The sequence below is a fragment of the Hymenobacter convexus genome (assembly GCF_030580955.1).
Taxonomy (GTDB): Bacteria; Bacteroidota; Bacteroidia; order Cytophagales; family Hymenobacteraceae; genus Hymenobacter.
Genome location: NZ_JAUQON010000003.1, coordinates 368,460 through 392,868 on the forward strand (window position 1 = coordinate 368,460; position 24,409 = coordinate 392,868).

26 protein-coding genes are annotated in these 24,409 nt (G+C 59.8%); 11 read left to right on the forward strand and 15 right to left on the reverse strand.

The window, feature by feature from the left end:
• Positions 1-4: 4 nt before the first annotated feature.
• Genes Q4S41_RS08270 through Q4S41_RS08280 form a run of 3 tightly spaced genes read right to left on the reverse strand, consistent with a single transcriptional unit; the run spans position 5 to position 1,755 of the window.
• Positions 5-493, reverse strand: coding sequence for a hypothetical protein (locus Q4S41_RS08270; protein WP_305030635.1), 489 nt, complete (start codon positions 491-493; stop codon positions 5-7).
• 43 nt (positions 494-536) lie between these two features.
• On the reverse strand, positions 537-1,049 hold the full coding sequence (locus tag Q4S41_RS08275; RefSeq protein WP_305030636.1) for a hypothetical protein: 513 nt from the start codon (positions 1,047-1,049) through the stop codon (positions 537-539).
• Between the two features lie 55 nt (positions 1,050-1,104).
• A complete protein-coding gene (locus Q4S41_RS08280; RefSeq protein ID WP_305030637.1) occupies positions 1,105-1,755 on the reverse strand; it encodes a recombinase family protein in 651 nt (216 codons plus the stop codon).
• A gap of 198 nt (positions 1,756-1,953) precedes the next feature.
• Here Q4S41_RS08280 and Q4S41_RS08285 point away from each other — a divergent pair, with 198 nt between their 5' ends.
• Positions 1,954-2,463, forward strand: a complete 510-nt coding sequence (locus tag Q4S41_RS08285) for a hypothetical protein (RefSeq protein ID WP_305030638.1) — start codon at positions 1,954-1,956, stop codon at positions 2,461-2,463.
• Here the strand turns inward: Q4S41_RS08285 and Q4S41_RS08290 are convergent.
• The 10 genes from Q4S41_RS08290 to Q4S41_RS08335 form a co-directional block, all read right to left on the reverse strand.
• Positions 2,361-2,756, reverse strand: a complete 396-nt coding sequence (locus tag Q4S41_RS08290; protein ID WP_305030639.1) for a hypothetical protein — start codon at positions 2,754-2,756, stop codon at positions 2,361-2,363. The two genes, Q4S41_RS08285 and Q4S41_RS08290, sit on opposite strands and share 103 nt — an antisense overlap.
• Positions 2,744-3,022 (reverse strand): hypothetical protein, encoded by a 279-nt coding sequence (locus Q4S41_RS08295; protein WP_305030640.1) that lies wholly within the window; start codon positions 3,020-3,022, stop codon positions 2,744-2,746. Before Q4S41_RS08295 ends, Q4S41_RS08290 begins: the two co-directional genes overlap by 13 nt.
• 27 nt (positions 3,023-3,049) lie before the next feature.
• Positions 3,050-4,438, reverse strand: coding sequence for a hypothetical protein (locus tag Q4S41_RS08300; RefSeq protein ID WP_305030641.1), 1,389 nt, complete (start codon positions 4,436-4,438; stop codon positions 3,050-3,052).
• Positions 4,439-4,710: 272 nt separating this feature from the next.
• Positions 4,711-4,968 carry a hypothetical protein gene (locus Q4S41_RS08305; RefSeq protein WP_305030642.1) on the reverse strand — a complete coding sequence of 86 codons (258 nt, stop codon included), beginning with the start codon at positions 4,966-4,968 and terminating at the stop codon, positions 4,711-4,713.
• Positions 4,961-5,299, reverse strand: coding sequence for a hypothetical protein (locus Q4S41_RS08310; protein WP_305030643.1), 339 nt, complete (start codon positions 5,297-5,299; stop codon positions 4,961-4,963). The genes Q4S41_RS08305 and Q4S41_RS08310 overlap by 8 nt, the downstream gene beginning before the upstream one ends.
• Positions 5,300-5,325: 26 nt before the next feature.
• Positions 5,326-5,727: a helix-turn-helix domain-containing protein gene (locus Q4S41_RS08315; protein ID WP_305030644.1), complete on the reverse strand. Its 402-nt coding sequence runs from the start codon at positions 5,725-5,727 to the stop codon at positions 5,326-5,328.
• Positions 5,728-5,729: 2 nt separating this feature from the next.
• Complete coding sequence (locus Q4S41_RS08320) at positions 5,730-6,140, reverse strand: hypothetical protein (RefSeq protein WP_305030645.1); 411 nt, start codon at positions 6,138-6,140, stop codon at positions 5,730-5,732.
• 1 nt (position 6,141) lies between these two features.
• Positions 6,142-6,423, reverse strand: a complete 282-nt coding sequence (locus Q4S41_RS08325; RefSeq protein ID WP_305030646.1) for a hypothetical protein — start codon at positions 6,421-6,423, stop codon at positions 6,142-6,144.
• 4 nt (positions 6,424-6,427) lie between these two features.
• Positions 6,428-6,724: a hypothetical protein gene (locus Q4S41_RS08330; protein ID WP_305030647.1), complete on the reverse strand. Its 297-nt coding sequence runs from the start codon at positions 6,722-6,724 to the stop codon at positions 6,428-6,430.
• Between the two features lie 24 nt (positions 6,725-6,748).
• On the reverse strand, positions 6,749-7,000 hold the full coding sequence (locus Q4S41_RS08335; protein ID WP_305030648.1) for a hypothetical protein: 252 nt from the start codon (positions 6,998-7,000) through the stop codon (positions 6,749-6,751).
• 170 nt (positions 7,001-7,170) lie between these two features.
• On the opposite strand from Q4S41_RS08335, the gene Q4S41_RS08340 reads away from it, so the two are divergent.
• From Q4S41_RS08340 to Q4S41_RS08380, 9 genes are all read left to right on the forward strand, one after another.
• Entirely contained in the window at positions 7,171-7,635 is a 465-nt protein-coding gene (locus tag Q4S41_RS08340; RefSeq protein WP_305030649.1) for a hypothetical protein, read from the forward strand.
• Positions 7,636-7,644: 9 nt separating this feature from the next.
• Positions 7,645-8,832 (forward strand): RES domain-containing protein, encoded by a 1,188-nt coding sequence (locus Q4S41_RS08345; RefSeq protein WP_305030651.1) that lies wholly within the window; start codon positions 7,645-7,647, stop codon positions 8,830-8,832.
• Positions 8,833-8,899: 67 nt separating this feature from the next.
• Positions 8,900-10,054 (forward strand): DUF6932 family protein, encoded by a 1,155-nt coding sequence (locus tag Q4S41_RS08350; RefSeq protein WP_305030652.1) that lies wholly within the window; start codon positions 8,900-8,902, stop codon positions 10,052-10,054.
• A gap of 211 nt (positions 10,055-10,265) precedes the next feature.
• Positions 10,266-11,753, forward strand: coding sequence for a hypothetical protein (locus Q4S41_RS08355; RefSeq protein WP_305030653.1), 1,488 nt, complete (start codon positions 10,266-10,268; stop codon positions 11,751-11,753).
• Between the two features lie 110 nt (positions 11,754-11,863).
• Positions 11,864-13,147, forward strand: coding sequence for a hypothetical protein (locus Q4S41_RS08360; protein WP_305030654.1), 1,284 nt, complete (start codon positions 11,864-11,866; stop codon positions 13,145-13,147).
• 37 nt (positions 13,148-13,184) lie between these two features.
• On the forward strand, positions 13,185-14,051 hold the full coding sequence (locus tag Q4S41_RS08365) for a DNA adenine methylase (protein ID WP_305030655.1): 867 nt from the start codon (positions 13,185-13,187) through the stop codon (positions 14,049-14,051).
• Between the two features lie 57 nt (positions 14,052-14,108).
• Positions 14,109-15,437, forward strand: coding sequence for a hypothetical protein (locus Q4S41_RS08370; protein WP_305030656.1), 1,329 nt, complete (start codon positions 14,109-14,111; stop codon positions 15,435-15,437).
• Between the two features lie 331 nt (positions 15,438-15,768).
• Positions 15,769-16,563 carry a DUF4468 domain-containing protein gene (locus tag Q4S41_RS08375; protein WP_305030657.1) on the forward strand — a complete coding sequence of 265 codons (795 nt, stop codon included), beginning with the start codon at positions 15,769-15,771 and terminating at the stop codon, positions 16,561-16,563.
• 48 nt (positions 16,564-16,611) lie between these two features.
• Entirely contained in the window at positions 16,612-16,740 is a 129-nt protein-coding gene (locus Q4S41_RS08380) for a hypothetical protein (protein ID WP_305030658.1), read from the forward strand.
• 68 nt (positions 16,741-16,808) lie between these two features.
• Here the strand turns inward: Q4S41_RS08380 and Q4S41_RS08385 are convergent, their stop codons facing one another.
• Positions 16,809-17,876, reverse strand: a complete 1,068-nt coding sequence (locus Q4S41_RS08385) for a LacI family DNA-binding transcriptional regulator (RefSeq protein ID WP_305030659.1) — start codon at positions 17,874-17,876, stop codon at positions 16,809-16,811.
• A 269-nt stretch (positions 17,877-18,145) separates the two neighbouring features.
• Complete coding sequence (locus tag Q4S41_RS08390; RefSeq protein ID WP_305030660.1) at positions 18,146-20,932, reverse strand: substrate-binding domain-containing protein; 2,787 nt, start codon at positions 20,930-20,932, stop codon at positions 18,146-18,148.
• Positions 20,933-21,308: 376 nt separating this feature from the next.
• On the opposite strand from Q4S41_RS08390, the gene Q4S41_RS08395 reads away from it, so the two are divergent.
• Positions 21,309-24,353, forward strand: coding sequence for a SusC/RagA family TonB-linked outer membrane protein (locus Q4S41_RS08395; RefSeq protein WP_305030661.1), 3,045 nt, complete (start codon positions 21,309-21,311; stop codon positions 24,351-24,353).
• Positions 24,354-24,409 lie beyond the last annotated feature (56 nt).

The window sequence follows — 24,409 nt, forward strand, 5'->3', positions numbered from 1 at the left end:
GCTATTAAAGGGTATCGGGCGCCCACAGCGCCGCGTTGTAGGCCAAATCGGGCACGTACTGCTCCAGCTCGAATTCCAGGCGGAAGCCGATTTCGTTGTCAACCGTGATGGTGGCAATGGGCTCCAGCGGGTTCGTGTTCAGCGAGAAATGAAACCGGCGCTTCTTGCGGTCGCGCAGCATGCGGCTGAGCACCTGCAGGGCCAGGTGCTCAGCCTGCGCCCAGCCCGCGTCCTGGGCTTCGTAGTCGTCGTGCGGCACTTTTTGGAGCACCACCCACGCGCACCGGCGCTTGCCCAGCGGGGCCGTGCCGTCCTTCTCCTCAAAGGCCAGCGAGGGCGTTTCCAGCCACAAACACGGGTAATCGAGCCCGCTGCGCGACTGGCTCAGGATGCGGCCGGCCGCGCCGTGCACGAAGCTGCCGTTGAGCGAGAGGTTGGCCGTGGCCAGCTGCCGGAAGTAGTCAATAAAATCGGGGAGCTTGTTGGGTTCCATCTGCCAAAGGAACAGCGCCGAGCCCCCGGCATTTAGGACGCAACTAGTCCGTCAGCGCGTAGTCGGAGCGCAGCTGCATGCCCCCGCCCAGGTACATCAGCGCGAAGTGGCCGTTCTCCTTCAGCACCCGGTCCTTGTAGTCGCGCCACACCTTGCGGGCTTCCTCCAGGTCGTAGTCGCTGGGGTTGATGTCGTAGAGCTTGTAAAAGGAGCGCAGCGCGGCCCGCTCGTTCTGGGTGACGGCCACCTGGCCCTTCACAAACTGAATCATCTGCTGCTGGAAGAACTTGTCGAGCATCTCTCCCACTTCCTTGGCCGACTCGGGCGTGAGCGTGTAGTGCTTCAGGGCCGTGGGCAAACTCAGGCGCACCACCGTACCGGTGGCCACCTCCGGCCGGTTGAGCTGGCGGTAGGGCAGCTTTTCCACCTTCATGCGCACGGTGCGCCCCAGAAAGGTGTTCTGGTGGATTTGCCAGATGTCGGGTCCGAACTCTTTTAGCAGAAACTGCCGCACGTGGGCACGCACGGGAATGGCGAAGACGGGCGAGGCGCTCAAGGAAAGGAATTAGAAGTAAAGGATAATCAAAGGTCAAGAGCTAAAACCCCTAAAATTAGGACGAAAGTGCCTGCTTCACTTTCAGCACCGTGTTGGTCGAGCAGCCCGCCGCTTCGGCCACATCGCGCACCACGTTGCCCTTGCGCAGCAGCTTGACCACCTTGGGGTATTTGGCCAGCAGCTTCTCCGCGTCCTGGGTCGTGCCCACGGGCCGGCCCTTCTGCGCGCCGCCGGCGAAGGCCACGGCCTGGCCCGAGCGGATGCGGTGGCTCAGCCGCTCGGTTTCCATCTCGTCCACCTCCATGAGCACGGTCATCACCAGGCGCGCCATCGGGTTCACCTTCCCGTCGGGCAGCAGGTAGCCCAGCTGGATATTGAGGGCAAACACCGACACGCCCAGGTCGGCCAGCTGCTCCACCACCTGGCGGGTTTCGCGGGCCCGCCGGCCCAGCCGGCTTAGCTCCGTGACGAGCACCATCCGGATGCGGCCGGACTTAGCCAGGCTCAGGAGCTGGTCGAGGTCTGGCCGCCGGGCCCGGCTGTTGCGCGAGCCGCTGAGCTTCTCGGCAATGGTGGCCACCACCTGCAGGCCCGCGCGGTCGGCGTGGGCCTGGGTGTCGATGAGCTGGCGGCCGAAGTCCTGGGCCTCTTTGCTCACGCGGGCAAAGAGGGCCACCGGCACCGGGGCTTGTGTCAGGTTATTCATCTGGTTTTTGAGCGACAATTTTTAGGAAGGAAAAACGCCCTGGAAACGGGCATTTTCAAGGTGTTTTCAGGCAATACTTTTTTTGAGACAGCCGCGACGCCGCAAGGAGCTTCCAGCAGTCGGTAATTTAACTTTGAATCACAAAGTTCTTCGCATAAATTTGCCAGCGTTCTTCTGCGGGTCTTCTAATTTATTTTTATGCCTACTACTTTCCGGCGCCGTTGGCACCTGCTCTTGTTGGGTGCGCTGCTGGCCAGCTGCACCGAGTCCAAAGAGTTTGAGATTGAGAGCCCCGATACCACCGAGGTGAAGGAGAACGGTTACACCCACACAGAAATCCGCTTTGCCGTAAACAACCTCAACCCCGACGACGCCCAGCACTGGCAGCAGCTCTGGCAGCAGGCCGACCTCGCCATGCGCGGGTTTCTTCCCACGGGCCGGCATACGGTTCGCTTTGTGGATGGAAAAACCGACGAGACCATCCTCCGGGCTACCTACGACCTGAACCCCGACCTGCTGTTCCAGCACGAGATTCGGTTGTCCGACTACTTCTACGGCGAGCGGTACCGCAGCCCCGCCGCGCCGCAGCCGAAAAACCACTCGTTTTACGGCCAGCTGATGCAGCGCTCCAGATTCAGCGACTTCTGCTGCACCTTGCCCAGTGACACGTGGCCCATGTGGCCTGGCGCAGACTCCGGCCACACATAGAGCATAAGGGCGGCCAGCTCGTCCACCTTCAGCCGGAACCGCTTGGGCTTGCGGCTGGGGATGCCCACGTGGCTGCGCTCCCGCTCGTCGATTCGCTTCAGCCGCCGGGCCACGCGCTCGAGCGCGGGCAGCGCCACCACCACGCCGGCCGCGTCCACCCGGGCCCCGAGCGGCCGGCTGAGCCGGGCCAGGTTGCGGCGGCCGACTTCGGCCACGGCCCACCAGAGCTCGCCGGCCTCGCCGCGCCCGAGCTCGATGCATTGGTCGAGGTGGGCCAGGCTCATGCCACCCACCCTTTCTGCGAGAGAAACTTGTGAATCTCCTCGTTGCGCTCCAAATCGATGATGAGGGCGCTGGCCACCAGCTGCGGCCCCCACTTGTCAATCATGCGCTTGAGCCCCTCGATGCCGTACTGGCGGGGGTTGGCCACCGGGCGGTTGAAGTACAGCTCGCGGGCGAAGAACGTGCGGCCGGCCTGGCCCGGGCCGGAGATGAAGTAGACGATGGCCTTGGTGTGCGGCTGCTGGCGCTGCCAGCTGGCGGTAAGCTCAGTAGACATGGTGGTTGAGGTGAAGAAAGTGAACGATTAGGCCGCGGCGGGCCGGGCAAAGTGCTGGTAGAAGCGCTCCAGGGCCTGCGGGCTCAGCTTGCGCAGGCGCTCCTCGTGGTAGCGGTAGAGCTCGAGCGTGGTTTTGGCCTGGGCCCGCTTGGGGGCCGTGCCCAGCGCGTGCTGGCGCAGCTCACGCCTCGCCCGGCGTAGCCCATCAGCCAGGGCGCGCTGGCCGCGATGGGCCAGGTGGGTGGCGTACCAGGCCATGGTCCCGACGAAGCCCTTCTGGTTGGCCGCGTCGAAGTAGCCGGCCCCCTCCACGTGCTCGGCGTAGGGCATGGGCGGGTACTTGTGCGGGTTGCGGGCGAAGTAGCCGGCCGCCAGGCCCAGGCGCTCCAGGGCCTGCTCGTGGTAGCGCTCCTGCTGCGTTAGGGGCCAGTCGGACGGGAACCCGCCGTACACGCCGAAGTAGATGGCGTTGCAGGCCAGGCGGCTTTGCTCCTCGGTAAATAATTGGTTTAACGGGGCATATAACTCCTTCTGCGCTGCCCACCAGAACTCTAATACCATGCTGCGCTGGCGCTGGGCCACCCGTGTTTTCGGCCCTTGGGGCCCTGTGGGCGCGGTTTTGGCTTCCAAAGGCTCGACAACGTCAGCCGCGCGCCCCGCCCCCTGTTTCGTCGCTTGCGCGGCCTGCACGGGGTGGGCCGGCTGCCCCGTGTAGCCTGACGGTGTAGCCTGATGGACTGCTGGCTCCTCTCGGCCCCGTTGCGCAGCGCATTTATCCACCCCGCCGGTTTCTATTTCAGTAGCTTGAATGGGTTCATGAACTCCTTTAGGCGGAAAGTTTGTGCCTTCCGGCGGCTGAAGCGCCGAAAAAGCGGCTTTTTGAAAACGCGGTTTTTCGGCCGTCTGGGCGGGTTTTTCACCGGCTTCCCACAGGAACAGTGGGTTTATCCACACGTAGTAGTCGCGCTGGCGGCCGCGGAACTGCATGCGGGTGATGATGCCGGCGGCCTTCATCTCGGCCAGGTGGTTGCGCACCGTGCGCCCGGCTACGCGCTTGCCCCGCACGCTGGTGCGGCAGATGGCCTCGCTGTTGGTGGCCACCGGCGGCGGGGTGGGCTCGGCTTCGGCGAGCTCGGCTTCGGCGGGCCCGGCCAGCAGCGGCACCCGGCGCACCTCCCCCACCGCTTTTAGCGCCAGGCGGATGAAGGCCCAGGCCGTCTTCTCGGCCCCGTCGGAGAGGATACTGCCGCGCACGGCGTACTGCTCCGTGCGGGCCGGCACCAGGGTGCCGTCCTTGCGGGTGCGGGCTTTGAGCGTGCGGGTGCGCCAGGTTTTGGGCAGCTGGGCGCTGCGCTGCTCGATGAACTCGGACAGGGCAATGCGCGCCCGGGACGGGCAATAGGGAATCGGCAACATTCTTCGAACGTGCGGGGGGTGAGTGAGCGATATGGAAAAAGTGGCGGCACGCGCCGGGCCGGGGCTGTCATCCCTGCCCTGCGCGGCCGCCGGGTAGCGTTTCGGCTAGCCCAGTGCGCACCCGGCCCGGCTCGATGCGGGCATCCGTTGGCTACATAGTTTTCAACCTTCTGGTGAGGCAAAAAACCAACGGGTCTTCGTTAGACGACGGGGCTACTGCAACGGCAGTGGCCGGGCCAGTGGCGGCGGGCGAATGGGCATGGGCGCGGCGCTCATGGCTTGCTGGCCTTATCGGTGGCCTTATCGGTGGCCTTATCGGCGGCCTTATCGGTGGCCTTATCGGTGGCCTTAAAGCCCACGAGCAGCAGCGCCCCCGTGAGCAGCAGGCCCCACGGCCCCCACACGGGCGCCGTCACCGCCCACCAGCTCCAGTGGGCCACCGGGGCCACGCCGGCCTCCTTCAGGCAGGCCAGCCCGAGCACGAGCAGCAGCAGCACCCCCAGGGTGCGGGGCAGGCGGGGCTTAGCCATTGTGCAGCCCTCCCTTCCCCACGCGGAGCATGGCCTCCACCGCCCGCAGGCGCGCGTGCAGGGCATCCCGGTCGGCTTTGAGCCCGTTCTCGCGGCCCGCGTCGGCCGGCACGTCGCCGTAGGCCAGGCGCTCCAAATCGTGTTCAGCCTGCGCGATGGACTCGATGAGCTCCGTGCGCTCCACGCGCAGGGCCTGCAGGCGCAGCGGGTCGGGGGCCGGCAGGCGGGTGAGCGGCAGCAGGCGCACCGGCCGCTGCAAGTTGAAGCCCAGGGCGAGCACGAAGCCCGCCAGGCCCCTATCGGCGGGGTCAGAGGTGTAGACGGTAATCATGAGCGGAGAGAGATTGGGAAAAAGGGTTAGGCCACGCGCAGGGCCTGCTCGGAGGCCACGGCAGCGGATTTGGCGGATTTCTTGGGGGCCGCCTTCACTGGCTCGGGCCGGCCGCCGGGCTGAAGCGAGGGCTTGAGCACGCCGATGCCCAGCCCGAAGGCTTCCACCTCGGCGAGCTTGAAGCGCAGCCGGCCCGAGAACTGGTAGGCCGGCAGGTACACCTTCTTGCCCCGGCCGTCAAAGCGGCCCTGCTCCACCCACTGCTCCACCGTGCGGCGGTCGAAGTGGGTGTAGGCGGCCACCCGCTCCACGCTCACCAGCTCGTCGGCGGCCGGCGGGCGCTGAGCTTGCAGGAAGGCCAGCACGGCATCGAGCTTGGCTTGGAGGGCGTCGTAATCTTGGCGGGTAGGCAGGTCGAGCAGGGCCACGGCTAGACGTTTGGAAGGTTAGCGGATGGGGTAAGGGTGGCGCGGGCCGCCTTCAGGCGGGTGCGGGCCGCGTCGAACTGGTCGTTGCCGAGCACGAGCAGGCGCACTTCCTTGAGGCGGCGCACCTGGGTGCTGGCAAAGCAGACCTGGGCCTCCCGGGCCCCGGCCGGCAGCACGCCCATGCTGCACGCGGCCCAGCTGACGGGGCCGGCGGGCGGGTGGTGGTGAGCGTACTGAAAAGAGAACTGCTCGCCCGTCAGGCCCGTCCAGGTGCCGGTCACCAGCGAGAGGCTGGGCGTGGGCGTGGGCTGCTCCCACACCTGGAAGCCCTGCGCGCGCAGCCACTGGGCCACGTGGGGGCTCAGGTCGCGGGGGCCGGGCGGCAACGAACCGTAGGGGGCGCGGGCTTCCATTTTAGGCGGCTTTTTGGGGGAGTAGCAGTTGAAACTCGCGGCGGCAGTCCGTCACGTCGATTTCGCGGATACCCGTGGGCAAGTCCTTCACCAGCCACATTTCGGCTTCGGTGTGGCCTTCTTCCTGGGCTGTGCGCAAATCCAGCGGCATCGAGCCGTTGACGTACACCGTCAGGTGGCCGGCCTGGTAGCAGTAGCCCAGGATGGGCTCCACCAGAGCCGCGCCCTGGGGCAGCTCGACCACGCGCACGCGCTTGCCGGTGCGGGCATCGGTAAGGGACACGGGCCTAAGCACGGGAGTAGCCTTGAAGGACGGGGGACTCGGCCAGCGGGCGGCGGCCCACTACCTGCAACTGCTGAAACCGGGCGCGGCGGCGGGTCTCGTGCTGCCACACGATGGGCGTTTCTTCCACCAGGTGCGGGTGCTCGGCTTCGATTTCGCTCAGCCGGCGCTCCAGCTCCGAAAGTGGCACCAGCGTGACAAGGGCCGGGTTGAGGTGCTTGGTGGTGAGCTCGTGCAGGTCGCGCCAGCACGGCTTTTTGGCGGGGGCCGCCGGGGCAACGGGGTCGGTGTTGAGGTGCATGAGATGCGGGGGAATGGTGAACTGCTAGCGGAAAAGAGGCACACCGGCCGGCGCTGGGGCAGCGGGCCGCAGCGACTCGGGAATCTCAAACTCGGGCAGGCCGACCTCGATGAGCTTGACCAGGTGCGGCAGGTTCATCACCCGTCCCATGCGCACGTTAGCCAGCATGGTGGTGGTGGCCTCGTAGCCGGCCCGCACGGCCGTATCGATGGCGCTGGTGGGCAGGTCTTCGATGACTGCTGCCAACAGGTGCAGGAATTTTTGCCGCTCGGTCATGGCGCGTGTTTGAGTGGTTTGCCGGAATTATTGCTTCCTTGCCTTGCCTGTAGATTACTGTACAGGAGACACCACAAACATACGTTCTATTTATAAATACTGTACACCTAATTATGGTGTTTATGTATGTATTATTTATAAATAGCACATATACAGCGTCATAATTTTACATGCCCAATAGCAAAGCTGAAAAGGCTCGTGGACCCAAGACAGCCCTTGATGAAAAATTTCTGGCCGTAGCTAGGCAGGTTATGAAAGCCCGTGGCATCACTTCGGACAGAGGCATCAGCCTAGAGCTTGGCCGCAGTCAGGACTTTATCAACCGTGTGCAGAATGGTTTTCAATCTGCTACTCCAGATGCTTGGGATACCCTACTCAGCAAGTATCCAGAGGCCGCAGCCATCAACCAGAGCCAAGTTACCGGCATCGCCGTGGGCGTTAACAACGGCGTAGCGGCCCACACCTACACGATGGCCGACTGCGAGAAGGAGCGCGACGATGCCCGGGCCGAGCGGGATGCCCTGAAAAAAGAAAACGAGTTGCTCAGACAGCAACTCGCCATGCAGACGGAACTCATCGCCGCCAAAGATGAAACACTGGCCCTGCTACGGGGCGGGCATAACCGACCTAACTGACTGCCGAAAATGATGCCTGATAACCAACTTGATTCTACCCGACTACCCACGAGGAAATTTGACCAACTTATAAATGAGTTGCGGTCAAATCAAAAAGAATTAGTGCTACCCATCAGCCAACCACCAGGAAGCTACTTTCCTGAATTCCTAGAAGAGCGACTAGAGGCATATGTGGCTTTTTGTGACAGAACCTTACTAAGGCAATTGCAGGCAGTCGGTATTATCGCTAACGGCCACGGTGCTGGCGTAATGCCTCACCTACTAGATGACGTTAGGGCATTGGTCGATGGATTAATCCAAGCCGTTAAATGCCACTACAGTGGCAGCTTACGCGAAGCCAATGAATCTTTTGATGCAGCGCTGTCAAAAATTGATTTTATTAGACGAACATCTGTTGAAACGATTCCCGCTACTGCGCAAGTTTTCTATCGCGCCCGCCAAAGTGCAGGGCGTCGATTCACTCGCAAGGATATCTTTCACAACCCTTTTGAAAACCGGCACCTAGTCGCTACAAGCCGATATAGTATTCCTGGCCTGCCTGCTTTATATTTAGGCAGTTCTGTTTACGTGTGCTGGGAAGAATTCAGTCAGCACCCCTTCAAAGACCTATATTTCAGTCGCTACGAAGCCCAGCGGGATTTACGCGTTGTTAAAATTGAACGGCTCTTCCAATTTTTAGCCCGTCTTGCAGTCAATTGGAAGAGCAACGAACGCAGCATGGACTTGCTTACTCGCTACATTCTACTATTTCCACTATTCATTGCCTGTTCAATTAAAACTCAGCATCCTGTCGGCAATTTTAAACCCGAATATATTGTACCACAATTACTTTTGCAATATGTGACTAAGCATAAGGAGGTAGATGGCATCATGTTTCCCTCTACTAAAGTCAATTACGATAATCTGCATCTAGTCCCTGCGTACAATTACGTTTTCCCAGTCAGAACCACCTACAACAAGTCAGGCTTCTGTCCAGATTTGGAAGCGACGTTTTATCTGACTGAACCAACTTCTACAGAGCTAGAAGCCCTCCTCAATCATTCTGCTTCCTATCCTCTTAAATCTGACGGCTGGGCTGAAATGAAACAGACAATCACTCTTGTGGAGGGCGTGAAAAGCGAATACCCAATAACGTCTTTTGGCACCATGGAGCGAATACTACGCGGTCGGGATGTGGCGCCAGTCAAAGGCAGTTAGCCGCTTCACCTACCCCTATACATTGCATAAAACCAGCACTTTACTCAACCCTTTTTAAGAAAATACAATGAGTAGACTACCAGATTTTGTTAATGGGAAGCTCCCAATAGGCATTCACCAATGTTCGGGTGATGAATTTATTGATAGATTTTGTAGTGGAGAAGAGCGAAAGGGGTTTGCAAAATCGGTTAGTGATATATTAGACTTTGCTAAAGACCGGAATGCCAGATATTTATTTTTTGGCGGCTCATTTGTCACTGATTCAAAATTACCGGGCGATATCGATTGTCTGATGGCTTTTGTATTGGACGAGTTTATTCCCTCTCGCACTGAGAGAATCACACTTGGAAGTATTCGGTTGGACATACAATTTTGTTCGCTTGAGCACCGGGCAATCTTAGACTCCTTCGTCTATCTCTTTTCCCGAAATAGATATGGAGCGGAAGTTGGAGTCGTTCAAGTCGATTTATACGCAAATTCCGAAGTATGGGAAATTAAGCACCAGCCGGATGACCACGCAATAGAAATTGTGAAGCGGGCCTACGTCAACAGAAGACTGATTGATTTGAATGAGCCAACAGGCATTTTGGTCACAATACATGGCTTGTTGAGCGATGGCCCTTGGAATAATGAAATAGCACCTATAGCCAGTAGTCAAGGGTGGATTTTTGCGCCTTATACTTACGAAACTAACAAACCTGATTTGTTATTCAAATCAGGTAAGAGGGCAGCAGTAGTTGACCAATTTAGAGAATGGATTTATGAATTATCGCAACGCTACGATGCGCCCATTTCCATACTAGCACACTCTTTTGGAACATACATCATCACATCATACATACAAGGCTTTGCCAATCCCCCCGTTGGCTTTGATAGCGTAATTCTTACCGGGTCCATCATTACCTCCTCCTTTGATTGGAATCCCTACATTGGGAAATCAGTTGCTAGAATTTTGAATATGAGGTCGCCGGGTGACGAATGGGTCAAACAAATGCCACAGACAGAATTAAAGAAATATATTGGGATGGATACCCTTTTCGGTGATTCAGGGCAAGCGGGCTTCCAAACACCTTGTACAAGTCTATTTGAGATAGAAAACTCTATATTCAACCACAACAATACCATCAAGAGGGATATTGTAGAAACAATGTGGATGCCCTTTTTGAATGGCAACAAGAATGCCCTCGATACAGAGCAACACATCAAAATGAGAAGACGGTAGTCTTGGGATACTTGAAGTAAGGCTCATCAGAACTGAGATTTCTTCACCAATCCAAATCAAAATAGGTTTCTTTTTAAATCTATATCAATGAGATTTTGAAAGCATTGGGCTTGGGAGTTCACAAAACCCTTGTTACTTAGCGCCTAGAATCTGTACAGTACAGATTCTAGGCGCTTTTGTAAAGGCGCAGCCTACCTTCTTCCTCCACTCAATGGCCCGCCCGAAAATTCCAACTGCCTGGACACATCCGTCTACCATCAAAATTGACGAGTTAAATCCCCGTCAAGCTCCACAAAAAGGCCAACGCGAAGCCATTCAGGCGTTGATTAAGTTACAGACTACTAAGGTTGTCAATCTTGCCAAGGACATCAATAGCATTGGTCTCAGTGCTGCGGAGCGCCTTATGGTAATTAAAGCACCTGGCAAAGGAGAACATTATATCTCTATTGACGGCAATCGGCGCTTATTGGCCTTAAAGCTCCTGGATGACCCTACGCTTGCTGACGGCATTCTCTCCAAGGCCCAGGTAGCAACTATTGAGGCCGAGGCCGCAACCTTTGCCAAAAACCCTATCGAGGAGGTGGAAATTGCCATCTACCCAGACCGTAGGGAGGGTTCGCCTTGGGTAGCTCGCCGCCACGGCAGGAACTTGCAAGGTCGGGGCCAGGACAACTGGGGAGCGGAAGAAGGGGCGCATTTTGATGCCTGGCTCAATGAGACCAAAGGCCGCGCTGACCTGCAAATACTCATGTTCGTGCGTGAACGCGGTCATTTGACGGCTGCCGAAGCTGAGCAGCTAGCCAATTTCCCCATCACCAACTTACGTCGAGTCATCACCAACGCGCTCACGAAAGAGATGTTCGGGTATGAAATAGTGAAAGGGGATGTATTCACATCTCATTCAGATGACGAGTTTGTCAAGCCCTTCAAAAAGATGCTGCTTGACATGACCTTGCCCAATAAAAAGGAACGCATCAAAGTAACCAGCTTAGAAGATGAGAAGCTGAGAACAAATTACTTGCGCTCGTTCAAAAAAGCTGATTTACCCTCTACAACAAAACCGCTGGTCGTTTCGCACCGACTTGGCGAAAAAAACGAAGCTCTTCCGGTCGAGAAAAAACCAAAAGCTGAAACTAAGCCCAAGGGCGAGGAGAAACCGAAGGATGGTGAAAAACCCAAGGGCGAGGAGAAACCGAAGGGTGAGGAAAAGCCGAAGGATACCAAAAAATCAACTCATGAGAGAACGCAAATCATTCCTCAAGAATGCGTTTTAACCATTCCAGTACACCGGATATATGATATATACCTCGAACTTAAAAACTCGCTCAATACTGTTACTATGCGCAATTCCTGCGCCGTTTTACTTCGTGTCTTTATTGAATTGAGTACGGATGATTACCTTGCTCGTAATCCCAGCATCCCTGTCTCAAACAGCAAAGGGAAAGACCCCTCGCTAGGCGATAAACTATGGGCTGTGGCCGAATATGCAGCTGACAATAATCTTATAGGGACCGCTGAAGCTGAAGTGGTTAAAGAAGGCACGTTGAAGGAAAATTTTCTTGCTCCTCGTGTTAGAACGATGCACTCTTATGTGCATACAGCACATACGCCTCTGAGTGGTGACCTATGTGCTCACTGGAACAATGTGGAGCCATTGATGAAAGCCATCTGGGCCCCAATAACCTCACCAGCGAATTAATGCCCCGCCCAACAATCCGAAAGGTAACTGCTCCAATTAAAAGGGTAGGTTTAGATGAGCTAAATCCCCGGCTAGACCCACAATCCGGTCAGCGTGAGGCCATCCGCGCCATGATAAAGCAGCAGGGCGACAAAATTGTCAACCTTGCGGCCGATATTACCGAGCATGGCCTGAGTGCTGCCGAGCGGTTTATGGTGGTGGTACCGGAGAACCGCAAGTTTCCCTACATCTCCATCGACGGCAACCGGCGGCTGGTGGCGCTGAAGCTGCTTCATGAGCCCTTACTGGCCGAGGGCACCATGTCCGGCAAAACCCTTACCCGCCTAAAGAAGCTGGCCGATGATTTTGCCGAAGACCCCATCGACGAGGTGGAGCTGGCCGTTTTCGACAGCCGTGAGCACGGCGCGCTTTGGGTGGCCCGGCGGCACTCGGTCAACATGAATGGCGTAGGCCAGGACGGTTGGGAAGCCATCGATAAGCAGCGCTTCGATGCCTGGCGGGGCTTTGAGTCGCGCGAGTGGCAGATTCTAGAGTTCGTGCGCAAGCACGGCACCCTCACCCCTGCCGACATTGATAACCTGAACAGAGTGCCGATTACTACCCTGCGCCGCCTGGTAGCCGATGGCTACATCCGCACGCAGTTGGGCCTCGAATATCGGGAAGGCCGCCTGCTCACCACGGCTCCCAACGCCGAGGTCATCAAGCCTCTCCAGCGCATGGTGGTGGACTTGCTACACAAGCACGTTGATGTGACGATGCTGGCATTATCTCAGGACCGCAAAAAGTATTTTGACTCCCTGGAGGAAGCCGCGCCCTTTGTTGAGCAGGCGTCTCCCCTGCGGGTGCAACCTCACCACCTCGGTGAAAAAGAAAAGCCGCTACCCCCTCCCGTGCTTGATTCGGATGAGGATACCGCCCCGGCAATCCAGCCAATCCGCAAACAACCCGTGCGGGAGCGTCGCAGCGTCATCCCAGTTGATGCCCTGCTGCCGTCTGTTCCGGAATATGCCATGGGTATGTACCAAGAGCTCCAGCGCGCCGATGCTAATACGTACCCCCAAGCCTGCGCGGCTTTGCTACGGTTCCTGCTCGAAGCCAGCTTTTGCCATTATCTAAATCAGGTACCCGAAGCTGACAAGCGACCAGCAACTAAGAAAACGGCATCCATCCCCGGCAAGCTTCAGGCAGTTATCACCCACGCCACCGCAGTCGGATTGCTCAGCGTGGAGCAAAGCGAAACCTTGTCAGCCGACATCAAAAAAGCTAACTTCTTCGCTTCCAACGTTAGGACAATACCGGACTGTACACCGTGGCCAGACATGACCCCAACAGGCCCTATCTTGCGTAAATACTGGAACAGCATACAACCCTTGTTCCAAGCCATTTGGCTATAAACGTATTGCTATGTCTGCCCGACCTTATCCTTCCCCGTTGCGCTATCCTGGTGGCAAACTCAAAGTTGCCAACTACGTCAAATACCTTTTCGAGGTAAACGATTTACTGGATGGCGACTATGCGGAGCCGTATGCGGGAGGCTGTAGCGTAGCTTTTTCGTTGTTGTTCGGGCAATACGCTTCCCGCATCTTTATCAATGATTTAGACCCGGCAGTGTACGCTTTCTGGCATTCGGTGCTCAACGAAACCGAAGGCCTGAACAGGCTGATTACCGATGCTACGCTCGATATGACGGAGTGGAAGCGTCAGCGGTCAATCATTATTGACCCGAATGTGACCATGCTGGAGCGCGGGTTTGCCGCCTTCTACCTCAACCGGGCCAACCGTTCTGGCATCATCATGGGCGGCGTCATTGGCGGGCAGGACCAGAGCGGAAACTGGAAGATTGACGCTCGCTTCAACAAGCGAGAGCTTATCCGTAGAATCCAAAAAATAGCCCGCCACCGGGATGTTATCCACCTGTCCAACCTTGATGCCTCTGTTTTCCTCGCCGAGGTCGTGCCAACCATGGACGTTCGTAGTTTGACCTACCTCGACCCGCCGTACTATGTGAAGGGTCAGGGGCTCTATGCGAACGCCTATGACAAAGATGACCACGCGGCGGTAGCAGCGCAGGTAAGCGCATTGGATAAGCCGTGGCTGGTTTCTTACGACGACACGCCAAAAATTATTGAGCTTTACCCAAACTTCCGGCGGCTCCAGTACGGCTTGACCTATAGTGCCCAGGAACGCAGAAAAGGTGGGGAAGTAATGTTTTTCTCGGATGGATTAGTAGTGCCCGAAAATATTACAAACCCATCGGAGGTCTCTACGCAAGAGATACTTAACCTGCTAAACCACTAGCAGCAGGCTTGGCTGATTATACACGGGCTGACTTCTCAGTTTACCTTGTAAGCCACTATGAAAATCACCCGCCAGCTCCGCCTCGACGCCCTGGCCGCTGACGGCACCGTCCCCATCCAGCTCACCATCACCTGGGAGGGCAACCGCCTGCGCGTGGGCACCGGCGCCGTGGTCAAGCCCGAGCACTGGGACGAGAAGCAGCACCAGGTGAAGGTGCTCAAGGGCACCCCGCACGAAACCATCAACCCGCGCCTGAACCGCGCCGCCGAAGCCGCCAGTAACGCTCAGGCCGCCGCCACGCGCCAGGGCCGCCGGCTGCCCAAGGAAGAGCTTAAAGCGGCCGTGGAGGCGGCCCTGTCCCTGGAGCCCGTGGCCGAGGCGGCCCCCGCTCCCACCGAGGCCATCGGCTTTGACGCGCTGTTCCGGCGCTGGATACCCGAGCACAGCCGCCGGCCGCGCACCGGCACCGGCAAGGCCCTCTCGGCCAAAGCCGTGGCCGGCCTCGAAGCCACCCGCGCCCGTTTCGCCCAGTACGCCCAGGCCCGGGGCCTGCCCCTGCGCTTTGAAGGCCTGGACCTGGCCTTCTACCAGGATTTTCGCACCTACTTCCTCGACGAGCTGGGCCAGAGCCTCAACACCTTCGGCAAGCACATCGACCGCCTCAAGTCGTTTCTGGCCTGGGTCGAGGACGAGCTGGACCTGCCGGTGCACCGCCACTACCGCAAGTTTGTAGCCCCGCGCCAGCGCGGCCGCGTCGATGCCCTGACCGAAGACGAGCTGCGGCGCATCGCGGCCCTGAACTTCCGCGACGCCGCTACCCGCGCCCGCCTGCTGGAGCTGCGCGGCCAGGTGCGGGCCCAGGACAACCGCCGCGAGGAATGGAGCGCCGAGCGCTGGATGGAACACGTCGAGCTCTCGCGCGACAAGCTGCTGGAGTGCTGCTACACCGGCCTGCGCATCAGCGACGCCAACCGCGCGGCCTGGAAGCACGTCAACGGGCAGATGCTGGTGCTGGAAGGCTCGGCCAAGAACGGCGTCACCGTCTACATTCCCTTCTACGACGACGACCTGTTCACGCCCGTGGCCCTGGCCAACCGCTACGAGCACCGCTCCCCCCACGACCTGTTGGTGCCCGACTGCTACCGGGCCAACGAGTTCCTGCGCGTCGTGCAGCAGCTCTGCGGCATCACCCGCCTGAAGCTCACCACCAAGATTGGCCGCAAAACCTTCGTCACCCTCAAGCTCTACCAGGGCGTCTCGGCCCGGCTCATCATGCAGGCCACCGGCCACCAGACCGAGGAAGCCTTCAACCACTACGTGGGCATCGACCAGCTGCGCCTGCTGGAGGAATTCATGCGCAAGTCGGCCCGGCGCCGGGCCGCCTGAGTGTGGCAGAATCTGCGGCAGTTTTTCCGCTACGCAGTGCCAGCTCACGCCAAGCCTTGCGCGCCAAAACCGCCCTACGGCTTAATCAGGGCACATGAGGCCGCCTCCCCTGCCCTGGCGTAGCACCCGTTTCTTCCCCTACGGACTACTAAAAAGGCTCTCACCGCAACGTGAGGGCCTTTTTTATTATCTTTCGGTTAAGCTTTCGGCCGCAGGGGCTCCGGGTCCCGCCCGTTACGGCTAGTGTAAATAGGCCTGGCCCAGGTATTGACTGCTTAGCGACGAACTTCCCGTCCCATTCGGGGCCAACCACAACCGCCTGAGCCAATCGATGAAAATTATACCTTTTTCACTGCTTCCCGTTATACTCGCCTTTTCTGCTGCTGCTCAGAAGCTGGAAGCATCGGGCGCGCCCAAAACCTTCCGGGTTGGCCATGACCGGGCTTACCTCTACCGCAGTGCCGCCGACACGGCCAGGCCGTCGGCCTCGTTTCTTGCCCCCGGTGAGGACGCGGCCGTGGTTGGGCAGTTCTCGCCGCGCTGGCTGGTGGTGAAACGGACCGGGTTTCTGTTTCTGGTTTCCAGCAAGCTGCTCATAGACCCCAGCGCCCCCGCCGGCCCGCCCCAGTTGCTCGACGGCACGCGCCTGCCCTACGATGCCGAAACGCACCTCATCACCTACCAGGGCGTGGTGGAGGTGCCCGGTGTCGGCAAAGACCAGCTCTATGTGCGGGCCCACGAGTGGGTAGCCAAGGCCTACCGCTCGGCCAACGCCGTGATTCAGATGCAGGACAAGGAAGCCGGCCGCCTCGTGGCCAAAGGCGCCATGCAGATAACGCTGCCTGTGCTGGGCGCGGCGGCCGATGCGGGGTACATCCGCCACACCCTCACGCTTTACGTGAAAGATGGCCGCTACAAGTACGTGCTCAGCAACTTGGAACACACCGATGTGCGCCTGCGGGCCACGTCGGTCGGGCCGCTGGAAAAGGAGGATTTGCCCTTCGGCATGAGTAAAAAGCAGTGGGACCACCTGCGCCGCGATGCCGACAAAGGCGCGAAAGAGCTCATCAGCGAGCTACAGGCGGCCATGACCCTAAAAGGCACCAAAGACCCCAGCGACTTCTAACCGCCGCGCGGAAACGGCACTGGCGGCCCGCACCTCAAGCGCCATCTGATGCAACTACTGAAAAAGCTATTGCCTGGGCTGCTGCTTTTAATCGGGCTGCTCGCCGTGCTCAATCAACTCATTCCTGACGTCGATTCCAGCGACGATATTGACCGGGAAATGGGTACGATGAAGTAGGTGAAATCGGGCATCGTTCGCCGGCTTTGCTCAGGCAGGCCGGGCAAGTGCCGAAGCGTGCCCACTCCCTAGCCTGCAAGCCGGTAGTCGGCCATAATGGTTTTGGGCTGCGCCAAACCCCCACCGGGCATGGTGGACGCCCGTACCACCAATTCCGATTTCAGCTCCAGGCTCTGGGAGGGCAGTACGGGCTTGTTTTTGGTGATGGCCTGGAACAGGATGCGGGCCGCCTCGTGGCCGATGGCGTGGGCCGGCTGGGTGATGGTGGTGAGGGCGGGCGCCAGCAGCGCGGCGGTTTCCATGTTGGAAAAGCCGACGATTTTGATGTCGTCGGGAATACCAATGCCCATGCTCTGGCAGGCCTGGTAGCTGCTCAGGGCCAGCCGCTCGACGGAGGCGAAGATGCCGTCGACCTTGGGGTGCTGCATCAGGAAGTGCCGGATGCGCATCAGGTTTTCGGCGTTGGTACCGCTGCCGTTGAGCACCAGACTGGCATCGTAAGGAATGTGGTAGTCGTGCAGCGCAGCCGAGTAGCCCTGCATGCGCCGGCAGCCGATGGACAGGCTGGCCGACACCTGCAAATGCGCGATGTGGCGGCAGCCGGCCCGCAGCAGGTGGGCGGTGGCCTTGTAGCCGCTGGCGTAGTCGTCGGTGGTCACGGTGGCGGTGTTGAGCTTGCGGCTCACGCGGTCGAACTGCACCATGGGCACGCCCAGGTTCTTGAGCTTTTCGAGGTGGCTGATGTTGCGCGTGCCGCCGGCCAACGACACCAAGATGCCATCGACGCGGCCGCTGGTGAGGAACTTGGATACCGTTTTCTCCTGCTCCTCGCTGTCGTGCGTCAGGTAGATGAGGACGTGGTAGCCGTTTTGCTGGGCCACTTCCTCGATGCCGTTGATGGCCGAGGAGAAGAAGTGGTTGTCGACCTCGGGCAGGATGACGCCGATGGTTTTGGTCACGTTGTTGCGCAGGCTGCCGGCGTAGGGGTTGGGCTGGTAGTCGAGCTGCCGGGCCATGTGCTTCACCCGCTCGCGGGTGGCGAGGCTGATTTCGTAGCTGTCGCGCATGGCCCGCGACACGGTGGACGAGGACAGGCCCAGCCGACTGGCCAGCTGCTTGAGGTTGACTGTGCTCATGGAAAGGGTGGGTTAGCCAGGCGGCGCTGCCGAAATGCAATTCGGCCACGTCGTTTGGGTGAGTAAGAAGGTGGAAAGGCCACGCCGGCTGGTGGCTGGCTCTTGTAAAATTCCGCTTCCTTCTCCCCTTGCCCTTCCTCATTTTTAACACAGCTTGTTCAAACAAACATTTTATTCTAATCAGTTTTATACCAACACTTTATACAGCAAAAAACCGCATTCATTGCTGGGTGCGGTTTCGTTTATATAACAACGGTTTTGAAATTATTTCACGGTGTCGACGACACATGCAGGGCCCGAAACTCCGACGGCGTCACCTGGTAGCGCGCCCGAAAGCTGGTGGCGAAATAAGACGGCGACGAGAAGCCCAATTCGTAGGCGACGTCGGCAATGGTGCGCTGCTCGTCGAGCAGCAGCTCGCGGGCTTTGGTGAGGCGCAGGCTCTGGATAAAATCGGTGACGCCGGTACCCAGCACGGCCTTCACCTTGCGGTAGAGCTGCATGCGCGAGATGCCCAGCGCGCGGGCGATGTCCTCCACGCTGAGGTCGGTTTTGGTGAGGTGGGCTTCGACGGCGGCGGTGAGGTCGGTGAGGAATTTCTGGTCGGGGTTGGTGGCGGCTACGGTGGCGGCGTCCACGGCCAGCTCGCGGCGGGTGTGGGTGCGCTGGCGGGCGCGGTTGGCCAGCAGCGTGCGCACGCTTTCGAGCAGGAAGGCGGGGTTGAAGGGCTTGGTGAGGTAGAGGTCGGCGCCGGCCTGCACGCCTTCCAGCAGCTGTTCGGGGGCGTTGCGGGCCGTGAGCAGCACCACCGGAATGTGCGAGGTGCGCCAATCGGCCCGCAGCTGAGCTACCACCTCCAAGCCGCTGAGACCGGGCATCATCACGTCGCACACAATGAGGTCGGGTATCAGCTCGGTGGCCATTCGCAGGCCGGTGTGGCCGTCGGCGGCGCTTTGCACCCGGAAATCGCCGCGCAGCTTGCGGGCCAGGAAGTCGTTCACCTCGGCATTGTCCTCGATAACCAAAATGAGGGTTTGGTGCTCGGATTCGGCAGCAACCGCCGAATCACTTGCTTCAAAATCGGCCGGAATCAGTGCCAACTCATCCATCGCGCTGGCTGGCGCCTCCACGCCGCCAGCAGCCCGCAGCTCGGCCGGCAGCTCGCGCGGCAGCTCCACCGTGAAGGTGCTGCCCTGCCCTGCCTGGCTGCTGAAACTGAGCTGCCCCTGATGCAACCGCACCAGCCCGTGCGCCAGCGCCAGGCCCATACCCGAGCCTTTGGCCACGCTGCCCGGCGCGCCCTGTTCGCCCTGATAGAACCACTCGAACACGTGCGCCCGGTCCTCCTCGCTGATGCCGCGGCCGGTGTCGGCCACGCTCAGGCGCAGGGTGCGGCCGTCTTCAGCGGCTTGCAGGCTGACGGTTATTTGCCCTTGGTCAGGCGTGAATTTCAAGGCGTTGGATAGCAGATTCAGCACCACCTTGTCCAGCAGGTTGGCATCAAACCAGGCGCGCAGCTCCGGCTCGGCAGGGAGGAACTGCAGGCGCACGCCGCGCAACTGGGCGGGCTTCTCGAAAGCTTCCACGATGTCGCGCACGAAAGCCACCAGGTCGTTTTCAGTGGCGCGCACGGCCATCTTGCCCACTTCGATTTTGCGGAAATCCAGTAGCTGATTCACCAGCTGCACCAGGCGCTGGGTATTGCGGCGCACCAGGGCCAGGTCCTGCCGCTGGGTGGGCGTGAGGGCGGCGCCTTCGGCCAGCAGCTCTTCCACGGGCCCCAGAATGAGGGTGAGCGGGGTGCGCAATTCGTGCGAGAAATTGGTGAAGAAGCGCAGCTTGGCTTCGGTGTCGGCGCGGGCCTGCTCGGCCAGGGCTTCGAGCTGGTTGCGCTGCCGGCTGATTTCCTCGTTCTGGCTGATGAGCTGGCGGTTTATCTTGTCGTTTTCGGCGTTTTGCAGGGCTAGTTGGTGGTTTATCAGCCGGTTTTTGCGGGCCGAGCGCCAGGCCAGCGCACCCAGGGCCAGCGCGCCCAGCAGCGTAGCCAGCAGGCCATAAAGCGCGGTTTGCAGGTTGGAGTAGGTGGCGCGCAGGTTTTGCAACAGGTTGTGCTGCTGCTCGATGTCGTTCTGCTGCGTCAGGATTTTGTCGCTCTGCTGCTGCATCGTCAGCACGTTGGTCGAGTCGATGACGATGGTATTGAGCTTATTTTCGCGCTTGAAGGGCTGGTGGTGCAGGATTTTCAGGGCCAGCCGAATAGCGTCCTCGCCGGCCGGCGAGTACAGCAGCGAGGCGCTCAGCACGCGCTGCTGCACGAGGTCCAGGGCCAGGCCATCGACGCCGATAATGCGGACTTTGCCGGCCCGGCCCAGCTCCTGCAGCACCTCGGAAGCGGCGCGGCCCATGTTGTCGTTGTGCGAGAAGATAAGCGACACTTCCGGATGCGCTTTCAGGACGGCGCGCAATGGCCGCTTCAGCGTGGTCGGGTTCCAGTAGCCGTTCACCTGGGCCACCACGTGCATATTCGGAAAGGCTTCCAGCGCCTGCGTGAAGCCCTGGTGCCGCCCGGCCGTGGCCGACGACCCCGGCGCCCCCAGCAGCTCAATGACGCTGCCCCGTTCCCGCAGCAGCCGGGCGGCGTAGCGGGCGGCCGTGGTGCCCACTTCCACGTTGTCCCCGCCCACGTAGGCGGTGTAGTCCTCGGAGGTGGTGCGGCGGTCGAGCAGCACCACCGGGATGCCGGCGCGGTAGGCTTCCTCCACGGCGGGCGTCACGGGCCCCGCTTCGTAGGGCGACACAATCAGCAAATCGATGCCGCTGCGCAGCAGGTCACGGATTTGCTGGGCCTGGCGGCGGCTGTCGTCCTGGGCGTCGAGCATGCGCAGCTGCTCCACTTCGGGGTAAAAGCTCAGCTCGCGCTTCATGCCGGCCAGCACGGCCTGGCGCCACGGCCCGGTGGTGCTGCACTGCGAGAAACCAATGCGGTAGGTTTTGGGCGGCGGCTGGGTGCAGCCGGCCAGCAGCGCCAGCACGGGCAGCAGCCATCGAATTCGCAACAGAGAGGAAAGGGAAGTCACGCGGTGTTGGTCGAACCTGAAATGAGGCGGGCGGTGCCGCTTCTTCAAATATACAGAACCGGGCTGCGAGCGCCACGGCCAAAAACCCCGGCAACGACGCGGCTTAGGCGACCAGGGCAACTGATATGCCGCTCAATGGCAAGTGCTGACTTCAACGCTAGGAACTGGGTGGGCAGGCGAATCAGGAAATTTTTGCACTTGCAATGCACTCAACTCATTCAACATCAGCTAATAACCAGTCGTTTTTACGTAAACGATTCCGTAAAAACCCGGTTTTTGGGTGTTGAGTCGGGCAAGGCGTCTTCTTTCTTTACTAAACCCAATTAAGGCCTCACTCACCTCCAAATCCCACCTTATGCATAAATTTCGTCTCTTAATCGGGCTGCTGGCGTTCCTGGGAACGTTTGTGGCCCAGGCCCAGACCCGGCAAGTGTCCGGGCGCGTGCTGAACGCGGCGGACAAAACGCCCCTGCCGGGCGTGTCTGTGCTACTGAAGGGCACCACCACGGGCAGCACCACCAACCCCGACGGGGTGTTTGAGTTGAACGTGCCGGCTACTGGCGGCACGCTGGTGTTCTCGTTCGTGGGGTTCGAGTCGGTGGAAATGCCGGTCGGCACCTCGGCTTCGATGAATATCCAGCTCAAAGAGCAAAGCCAGGGCCTCAACGAGGTGGTGGTAGTGGGCTACGGCTCGCAGCGCAAGCGCGACATCACCGGCTCGGTGGCCTCCATTTCGGCCGAGCAGGTGGCCGAAACGCCCATCACCCGCGCCGACCAGATTCTGCAGGGCCGCGTGAGCGGTGTGCAGGTGACCCAGACCAACTCGGAGCCGGGCGGCAACGTGTCCATCCGCATCCGCGGCACCAATTCCATCAACACCGGCAACGAGCCGCTGTTTGTGGTGGATGGCTTCCCCGGCGCCGGCGACTTGAACTCCATCAACCCCAGCGACATCGAGAGCGTGGAGATTCTGAAAGACGCCTCGGCCACGGCTATTTACGGCTCGCGCGGAGCCAACGGCGTGGTGCTCATCACCACCAAGAAGGGCAAAGTGGGCAAGGGCACCGTGAGCCTGGAGGGCTACACCGGCGTGCAGGTGGTGCGCCACAAGTTTGATTTGATGAACGCCAGGGAGTTTGCGCAGTACCTCAACGACGTGAACGCCGGCTCGACCACCCTGCCTCCGCCCTACCGCCAAAGCCAGATAGACTCGCTGGGTGAGGGCACCGACTGGCAGAAGGAGCTGTTTCGGCCGGCGCGCATGAGTAACTACCAGCTGGGCTTCAACGGCGGCACCGAAGAGACGCGCTATAATCTGAGCTTCAACTATTTTGACCAGGATGGCGTGGTGATTAACTCGGGCTTCAAGCGCGCCACGGTGCGGCTGAACCTCGATAAGAAAATCGGCAGCAAGCTGAGCTTCAACTTTTCGAGCCAGGTAGCCGGCACCTTTGAGAACCGGGCGTTTGTGAACTCCTCGGGTGGCAGCAACGGCGGGGTGCTGCTCGATGCCCTGCGCATTAGCCCTGTCGTGCCGGTGCGCGACGCCTCGGGCGCCTTCACCTATTCCAATAGCCCCCTGCCCTATGTGGAGGACGTGGGCAACCCCATTGCCTACGCCGAGAAGGTGAAGGACCAGCGCACCACCGCCCGCGGCCTGTTCAACGTGGCGGCCAACTATGAAATCATCCCCGGCCTGACGGCCCGCGTGACCGGTGGCTTCGACTACAACAACAACCAGGTCAACATCTACCGGCCCTCCGATATTTTCCTTGGGCGCCTCACCAACGGCTCGGCCACGCGCAGCACCACCTACCGCTACAGCTGGCTGAACGAAAACACGCTGACCTACGACAAGAAGCTGAATGAGAACAATTTCCTCAACGTGGTGGTGGGCGTGACCGAGCAGCAGTTTTTCGGCGACAACTTCGGCACCTCGGCCAATGGCTTCTTTACCAACACGCTGGGCTCCGACAACTTGGCCTTGGCCTCGACCTTGCTCACGCCCAACTCGGGCAAGCCGTCGAACACGCTGGCTTCGTTTTTTGGCAGAGTCAATTACCGCCTGTTCGAGCGGTTTTTGTTCACAGCCACGCTGCGGGCCGACGGCTCGTCGCGCTTTGGGGCCAATAACAAGTGGGGCTACTTCCCCTCGGCGGCCTTCGCTTACCGGCTGATTGACGAGCGGTTTATGAAGGATTTGAGCTTCCTGAGCGATTTGAAGCTGCGGGTGGGCTTCGGCATCACGGGCAACCAGGAAATCAGCAACTACCAGTCGCTGGCCCGCTACGATGCCGGCTCCTACGCCTCGGGCAGCACCCGCCTGGTGGGCCTGGTACCGCTGAACATTCCGAACCCCAACCTGAAATGGGAATCGACGGCAGCCTCGAATGTGGGCATCGACATGGCTTTCCTGCAGAACCGCATTATCGTAACGGCCGACGCCTACTATAAGAAGACCAGCGACTTGCTGCTGCAGGTTTCGACGCCCCGCACCAGCGGCTACAACAGCATCTTGCTGAACGCGGGTAGCGTGGAGAATAAGGGCGTGGAATTCGCGCTGACCACGACCAACATCGACAGCAAGCAGTTTTCCTGGACAACGAACTTCAACATCTCGGCCAACCGCAACAAGGTGCTCGACCTCAACGGCGAGTACGAGCGCTACGTGGGCAGCTCCAGTTCCAGCCTGTTTGTGGGCTCGGGCCTGGGCAACACCAGCCTGCTGCGCGTGGGCGAGCCCATCGGTACGTTCTTCGGCTACCAGTTTGATGGGCTTTGGCAGAACACGGACGAGATTACGGCCAGCGGCACCCGGTCGGGCGCCCGGCCCGGCGACCCGCGCTACGTGGACCAGAACGGCGACAAGGCCATCACGGCCGACGACCGGGTGATTATCGGCCGGGCCCAGCCCAAGTTCATTTACGGCTTCACCAACGGCTTCAAGCTGGGCGGCTTCAACCTGAGCGTGTTTATCCAGGGCGTGCAGGGCGACGACGTGCTGAACCTAAACCGCTACGAGCTGGAATCGGGCATCACGACCACCAACAAGCTCAAAACCGTCATCAACCGCTGGACGCCGACCAACACGAATACCAACATTCCGCGGGCCGGCAGCACGCTGCGCCGCAGCACCGGCATCGTGAGCGACGTGGTAGAAGACGGCAGCTTCCTGCGCCTCAAAACCGTGACGCTGGGCTACACGCTGCCCAAGTTCAGCAAGGTTATTAAGTCGGCCAGCGTGTACATCACGGGCCAGAACGTGCTCACGTTCACCAAATACACTGGCTACGACCCCGAGGTGAACTCCTTCGGCAGCGACAACCTGAGTTTGAACACCGACTACAACGCCTACCCCAGCACCCGCACCTTCATTGCGGGGGTGCGGCTGGGCTTCTAGCACGTCATGTCGAGCTAGAAAGAACGTCATGTCGAGCGTAGCCGAGACATCTCGCG

Coding starts and splice junctions, on each gene's coding strand:
- Q4S41_RS08385 (WP_305030659.1), bottom strand. CDS start 17,876: ATGAGCACAGTCAACCTCAAGCAGCTGGCCAGTCGGCTGGGCCTGTCC.
- Q4S41_RS08335 (WP_305030648.1), bottom strand. CDS start 7,000: ATGACCGAGCGGCAAAAATTCCTGCACCTGTTGGCAGCAGTCATCGAA.
- Q4S41_RS08355 (WP_305030653.1), top strand. CDS start 10,266: ATGGCCCGCCCGAAAATTCCAACTGCCTGGACACATCCGTCTACCATC.
- Q4S41_RS08270 (WP_305030635.1), bottom strand. CDS start 493: ATGGAACCCAACAAGCTCCCCGATTTTATTGACTACTTCCGGCAGCTG.
- Q4S41_RS08360 (WP_305030654.1), top strand. CDS start 11,864: ATGATAAAGCAGCAGGGCGACAAAATTGTCAACCTTGCGGCCGATATT.
- Q4S41_RS08345 (WP_305030651.1), top strand. CDS start 7,645: ATGATGCCTGATAACCAACTTGATTCTACCCGACTACCCACGAGGAAA.
- Q4S41_RS08340 (WP_305030649.1), top strand. CDS start 7,171: ATGCCCAATAGCAAAGCTGAAAAGGCTCGTGGACCCAAGACAGCCCTT.
- Q4S41_RS08295 (WP_305030640.1), bottom strand. CDS start 3,022: ATGTCTACTGAGCTTACCGCCAGCTGGCAGCGCCAGCAGCCGCACACC.
- Q4S41_RS08350 (WP_305030652.1), top strand. CDS start 8,900: ATGAGTAGACTACCAGATTTTGTTAATGGGAAGCTCCCAATAGGCATT.
- Q4S41_RS08320 (WP_305030645.1), bottom strand. CDS start 6,140: ATGGAAGCCCGCGCCCCCTACGGTTCGTTGCCGCCCGGCCCCCGCGAC.
- Q4S41_RS08395 (WP_305030661.1), top strand. CDS start 21,309: ATGCATAAATTTCGTCTCTTAATCGGGCTGCTGGCGTTCCTGGGAACG.
- Q4S41_RS08380 (WP_305030658.1), top strand. CDS start 16,612: ATGCAACTACTGAAAAAGCTATTGCCTGGGCTGCTGCTTTTAATCGGG.
- Q4S41_RS08300 (WP_305030641.1), bottom strand. CDS start 4,438: ATGTTGCCGATTCCCTATTGCCCGTCCCGGGCGCGCATTGCCCTGTCC.
- Q4S41_RS08310 (WP_305030643.1), bottom strand. CDS start 5,299: ATGATTACCGTCTACACCTCTGACCCCGCCGATAGGGGCCTGGCGGGC.
- Q4S41_RS08280 (WP_305030637.1), bottom strand. CDS start 1,755: ATGAATAACCTGACACAAGCCCCGGTGCCGGTGGCCCTCTTTGCCCGC.
- Q4S41_RS08330 (WP_305030647.1), bottom strand. CDS start 6,724: ATGCACCTCAACACCGACCCCGTTGCCCCGGCGGCCCCCGCCAAAAAG.
- Q4S41_RS08285 (WP_305030638.1), top strand. CDS start 1,954: ATGCCTACTACTTTCCGGCGCCGTTGGCACCTGCTCTTGTTGGGTGCG.
- Q4S41_RS08370 (WP_305030656.1), top strand. CDS start 14,109: ATGAAAATCACCCGCCAGCTCCGCCTCGACGCCCTGGCCGCTGACGGC.
- Q4S41_RS08375 (WP_305030657.1), top strand. CDS start 15,769: ATGAAAATTATACCTTTTTCACTGCTTCCCGTTATACTCGCCTTTTCT.
- Q4S41_RS08305 (WP_305030642.1), bottom strand. CDS start 4,968: ATGGCTAAGCCCCGCCTGCCCCGCACCCTGGGGGTGCTGCTGCTGCTC.